Source organism: Roseicyclus sp., from assembly GCF_052168335.1.
GTDB lineage: Bacteria > Pseudomonadota > Alphaproteobacteria > Rhodobacterales > Rhodobacteraceae > Roseibacterium.
Genome location: NZ_JBQLZP010000696.1, coordinates 1 through 4,555, shown reverse-complemented (window position 1 = coordinate 4,555; position 4,555 = coordinate 1). Strand labels below are relative to the sequence as shown.

Below are 4,555 nucleotides of genomic sequence, written 5' to 3'. Positions count from 1 at the left end.
CCCGGAGATCACCACGAGCGCCATGCCCGCCACGCGGCGCGTCAGCTCGAGGATGAGCGCGGTGCCCGCGGTCGCCGCGAAGGCCACGCCGATCGGGACCTGCGGCGTGCCGACCGCGTTCCGCGCGGCCGTGCCGTAGATCGGGATGAGGTAGAGCGCGACCACGACGGCGCAGAGGCCGAGCACGATGTCGGAGGCGGTGAACTCGGCCCGGTCGCGCCGCTCGAACCAGGAGGTGACGATGGCGCCGAAGGTGGCCAGCAGGAGCGGCACGCCGAACCACCAGATCTCGCGGGCGTAGACCCAGTCGTAGACGGCGAAATTCTCGGGCACGTCCGCCTGCGACATCCACAGGACGCGGCCGCCCATCTCCATGACCTCGCCCGAGGTCAGGAAGGAGACGAAGCCGAGCGCGGTGACGGCGGCGACGAGCGCGGGGATGGCGAAGGCCGCGGCCACGAGGGTCAGCGGCCTTGTGCCGCGCGCCGGGTCGCGTGTGGCGGGCGCGCCGGGCGGGAAGGTGTGCGCGGCGAAGAGGAGGAAGCCGAGCGCCAGCGCGCCCGCGATGTGCACGATGCGGAAGTTCCAGGGCTCCATGGGCAGTTGCGGCAGGAAGGGGATGCGCGCCGACCAGGTGGCCTGGATCTCGCGTGCCGTCCGGTTCAGCGCGTCGGCGCGGGTGCGGCTCTCCTCGATCTCGGCCATGAGCGTGCGGATCTCGTCGCCGTTCGGGGCGGTGGCCGCGGTCTCCTCGGCGAGCGCCATGAGCCGGCGCAGGCTGTTGCCCGAGAAATCCTCGGCCGCGGGGCCGAGCGCGGTCAGCAGCGCGTCGAAGCCGCCCTGGGCCTGCCGCTCGTGCCATGTCGCCTGCACCGACCAGGGGGCGGCGATGGTGCCGCTGATCGAGACGCCGTTCAGCGCGGCCATGTGGAAGGCGGCGTAGAGGAACGCGAGCGCCGCGATCAGCATGTAGGCGCGGCCCTGGAAGAGGCGGCGGTTGCCCTCGATCGGCTCCTCGTCGACGCCCTCGGCGAGGACCTGCTCCGTCTGGCTGCTCTGGTCGGTCATGGAAGTCGTTCCCCCTGTGGCGCGGCGGGGCCGGCCCGGTCCGTGGCGGGGGGCCGCGTCGCGATGGACGCGGCCCTCCTGTCGTCATGGGGCGCGGGACGGGCGGCCCGTCCCGCAGGGCTCAGTTCGCCGCGTGGATGCGGTCGGCCGGGATGTCGGCGCCCGCGTTCTCGACGAACCAGCGCGCCGCACCGGGGTGCCACATCAGGGCGGTGTTCTTGTCCCAGTGCTCGGGCAGGGTCTCGCGCGCGGAGGCGTGGATGTTCACCATGCGCTCGTTGTCCGACATGATGACGTCCGTCACCGCGTAGACGAAGCTCTCCGGCAGGTCGCAGTTGGCGATGGCGAAGTTCCACATCGCGACCGAGCGGGCCGGCGCCTCGAGCGTGGTGTAGGTGTCGGCGTCGATCTCGAAGCCCGAGACGGGGAAGGCCTCGATGATCTGGGCCTGCTCTTCCTCGGTGAACTCGATGATGTTGATGTCGGTCTGCACCTCGAGCTGCGACACGGCCGGGATCGGCACGCCCGCGGCGAAGGCGATCACGTCGAGAAGGCCGTCCTGGAGCTGGCCGCCGAGGTCGTCCCAGCCGCCGTTGCGGCGCTCGAACTCGACGCCGAGCGATTCCAGCATCAGCGGGAAGTAGGTGTCCGAGGTCGAGCCCGCCGGGCCGAAGCCGATGCGTGCGCCCGCCGGGATGTCGGCGATCGTCTCGATGCCCGAGGAGGACAGCGCCGTCACCGAGAAGGGCGTCTGGTACATCGGGAACATCGCGCAGGCATTGGTCATCTGCAGGCCGGGCGCGATCGGGTTGGTGCCGGCATAGGACTCGGCCGCCGGGCCCATCGTGGTCAGGCCGAACTGCGCCTCGCCGGTGTGGACGAGCGCCATGTTCTGCATCGGGCCGCCGGTGACTTCCGCGCCGCCCGAGAGGCCGAGCTCGTCCGCGACGAGGTTCGCCCAGCCCGAGCCGTAGACGAAGAACGTGCCGCCCTGCGACGCGGTGCCGACGGTGAAGCTGGCCGGCCAGTCGGACCGGTCGACGTCCTGCGCCATGGCGACCGTGGCGGTCAGCGCGGTGGTGGCCGCCAGCGCGGCGATCTTGCTGATGTGCATGTGGATCTCTCCCTTGCGTTTCTCTGCCGGTGCGGGGCAGGGCAAGGGCCGGGGTCCGCAACCCCCCGATAGGGGCGCGCCCGTCGATCTCCTCCCCCCGCCGGTCGCCCGGCTTCGTCCGGGCAGGGCTCCTCCCCTGTCCGTCGGCGCGAAGTCATGCGGAGACCGGGGCAGGCGTGCAAGCGCCGCGAGGGCCGTTTGCGCTAACGTCGCGCGGTCCGGGGCGGGGACGTGTCGGAATGCGCCCAAATCGCGCCCCGGGCTGTCACCTTTTCCACCCATCGGGCGGAGAGCTCAGTCCTGGCGATAGTCCATCCGGTCGAGGCCGTGACGCTGCATCTTCTCGTAGAGCGCCTTGCGGCTGAGGCCGAGCGCCTCGTAGGTGGCCTTGACGCTGCCGCCGTGGGCGGCCAGCGCCGCCGAGATCAGCGCCTTCTCGTGGGCGGCCATGCGCGCGGCGAGGCTCTGGTCCGTCTCGGGCGCAGGCGCCGCGGGTTCGAGGCCGAGGACGTGCCGCTCGGCGGCGTTGCGCAGCTCGCGGACATGGCCGGGCCAGGGCCGCGACGAGAGATCGGCGAGGAGCGCGTCCGCCACCTCGGGCGGCTCGCGCCCGGTCCGCGCCGCGGCCTCCGCGACGAGGCGCAGGAACAGGAGCGGGATGTCCTCGCGCCGTTCGTCGAGGCCGGGCACGCGGATCGTCACCACGTTCAGCCGGTAGAGCAGGTCGGCGCGGAACTCGCCCGAGGCGGCGGCGGCCTCGAGATCGCGCTTGGAGGCGGCCACGAAGCGCACGTCGAGATCGACCGCCTCGTTCGAGCCGAGCCGCGTGACCTGCCGGTTCTGCACCGCGTGCAGGAGCTTGGCCTGAAGCGCCAGCGGCAGGCTGTCGATCTCGTCGAGGAAGACGGTGCCGCCGCGTGCGTGCTCGAACCGGCCGTACCGCTGCCGTGTCGCGCCGGGAAAGGCGCCGGGTTCGTGGCCGAAGAGCTCGCTCTCGATCAGGCCCTCGGGCAGCGCCGCGCAGTTCACCTGCACGAAGGGGCGGGCGGCGCGGGCGCTGGCCTCGTGGAGGGCGCGGGCTGCGGCCTCCTTTCCGGTCCCGGTCGCGCCCTCGATCAGCACGTCCGCCTCGGTCGCGGCGACCGCGCGCAGCCGGTCGCGGAGCGCGCGCATCACCGCGCTCTGGCCGGCGAGGCGCGCGGATATGGGATCGCTCCCCGAGGCCGCGCCGGCCGCGGCCCGCAGCGCCAGGTTCTCCAGCGTCAGGCGCCGCTTCTCGAGCGCGCGGTTCACGCTCTCGGTCAGGCGGGCGGGGGCGTAGGGCTTTTCGAGAAAGTCGTAGGCCCCCTCGCGCATCGACTGCACGGCAAGGTCCACGTCGCCGTGCCCGGTCACGAGGATCACCGGCAGGTCCGGCTCGCGCGCCAGCGCCGCGCGCATCAGCGACAGCCCGTCCATTCCCGGCATGCGGATGTCGGTCACGAGGACGCCCGCGAAGTCCGGCCCCAGCCGCTCGAGCGCGGCCTCCGCCCGGTCGCAGAGGATCACGTCCAGATCGGCGAGGCGCAGCGACTGCTCGGCGGCGAGGCGCAGGTGCTCCTCGTCGTCCACGAAGAGGACGCATCCGGGCCCCGTCCCGCTCATTCGGCGGCCAGCCCCGGCGCGGCGGCGCGGCGCAGCGTCACCGTGAAGACCGCGCCGCCCCCGGGGTGGTTCGCGGCCGAGAGCCTGCCGTCGAAGTCGCGCACGATGTTGTAGGAGATCGACAGACCGAGGCCGAGGCCGTGCCCCGGCGCCTTGGTGGTGAAGAACGGATCGAAGGCCTGCGCCAGCGCCTCCTCCGAGAGGCCGGGGCCGCGGTCGCGCACCTCGATGGCGCAGGTCTCGCCATCCTCGCGCAGGGTGATGTCGATGCGCTTCTCGGCGCTGTCCGCCATGGCGTCGAGGGCGTTGCTGAGAAGGTTGACCACGACCTGCTGGAGTCGCACGCGCCCACCCGTCACCCAGACCTCGGGCTCGGGGCCCTGGCGGACGACCTCGGCGCCGTCCCGCGCGATGCGCGCCTGCATCAGCTCCAGCGCGTCGCCGATGACCGCGCCGAGCGGCACCGGCCCGGTCCGGTCGAGCGGGCGCCGGGCGAAGTTCCGCAGGTGCCGCGAGATCGACGCCATGCGGTCGGCCATGGCCGAGATGCGGCCGACGTTCTCGCGCGCCTCGTCGATGCGGCCGCGCTCGAGGAAGGTTCCGGCGTTGTCGGCATAGGACTTCACGGCGGCGAGCGGCTGGTTGAACTCGTGGCTGAGGGCCGCCGACATCTGGCCGAGGGCGGCGAGCTTGCCGGCCTGCACAAGCTCGGCCTGCGTGCGGCGCAGG

At 72.8% G+C, this 4,555-nt stretch carries 3 protein-coding genes and 1 pseudogene; all 4 read right to left on the bottom strand.

Annotation, left to right across the window (positions count from 1 at the left end):
* A pseudogene (locus ACTS11_RS21205) lies at positions 1-1,068 on the bottom strand (TRAP transporter permease); the annotation flags it as partial.
* 121 nt (positions 1,069-1,189) lie between these two features.
* Complete coding sequence (locus tag ACTS11_RS21200) at positions 1,190-2,182, bottom strand: TAXI family TRAP transporter solute-binding subunit (protein WP_442642264.1); 993 nt, start codon at positions 2,180-2,182, stop codon at positions 1,190-1,192.
* 294 nt (positions 2,183-2,476) lie between these two features.
* Positions 2,477-3,826: a sigma-54-dependent transcriptional regulator gene (locus ACTS11_RS21195; protein WP_442642263.1), complete on the bottom strand. Its 1,350-nt coding sequence runs from the start codon at positions 3,824-3,826 to the stop codon at positions 2,477-2,479.
* On the bottom strand, positions 3,823-4,555 hold a 733-nt coding region (locus ACTS11_RS21190), incomplete at its 5' end, for a sensor histidine kinase (protein WP_442642262.1). The genes ACTS11_RS21195 and ACTS11_RS21190, both read right to left, overlap by 4 nt.

Excerpts from the sequence above, each read along its gene's own strand:
- ACTS11_RS21200 (WP_442642264.1), bottom strand. The coding sequence starts at position 2,182 with ATGCACATCAGCAAGATCGCCGCGCTGGCGGCCACCACCGCGCTGACC.
- ACTS11_RS21195 (WP_442642263.1), bottom strand. The coding sequence starts at position 3,826 with ATGAGCGGGACGGGGCCCGGATGCGTCCTCTTCGTGGACGACGAGGAG.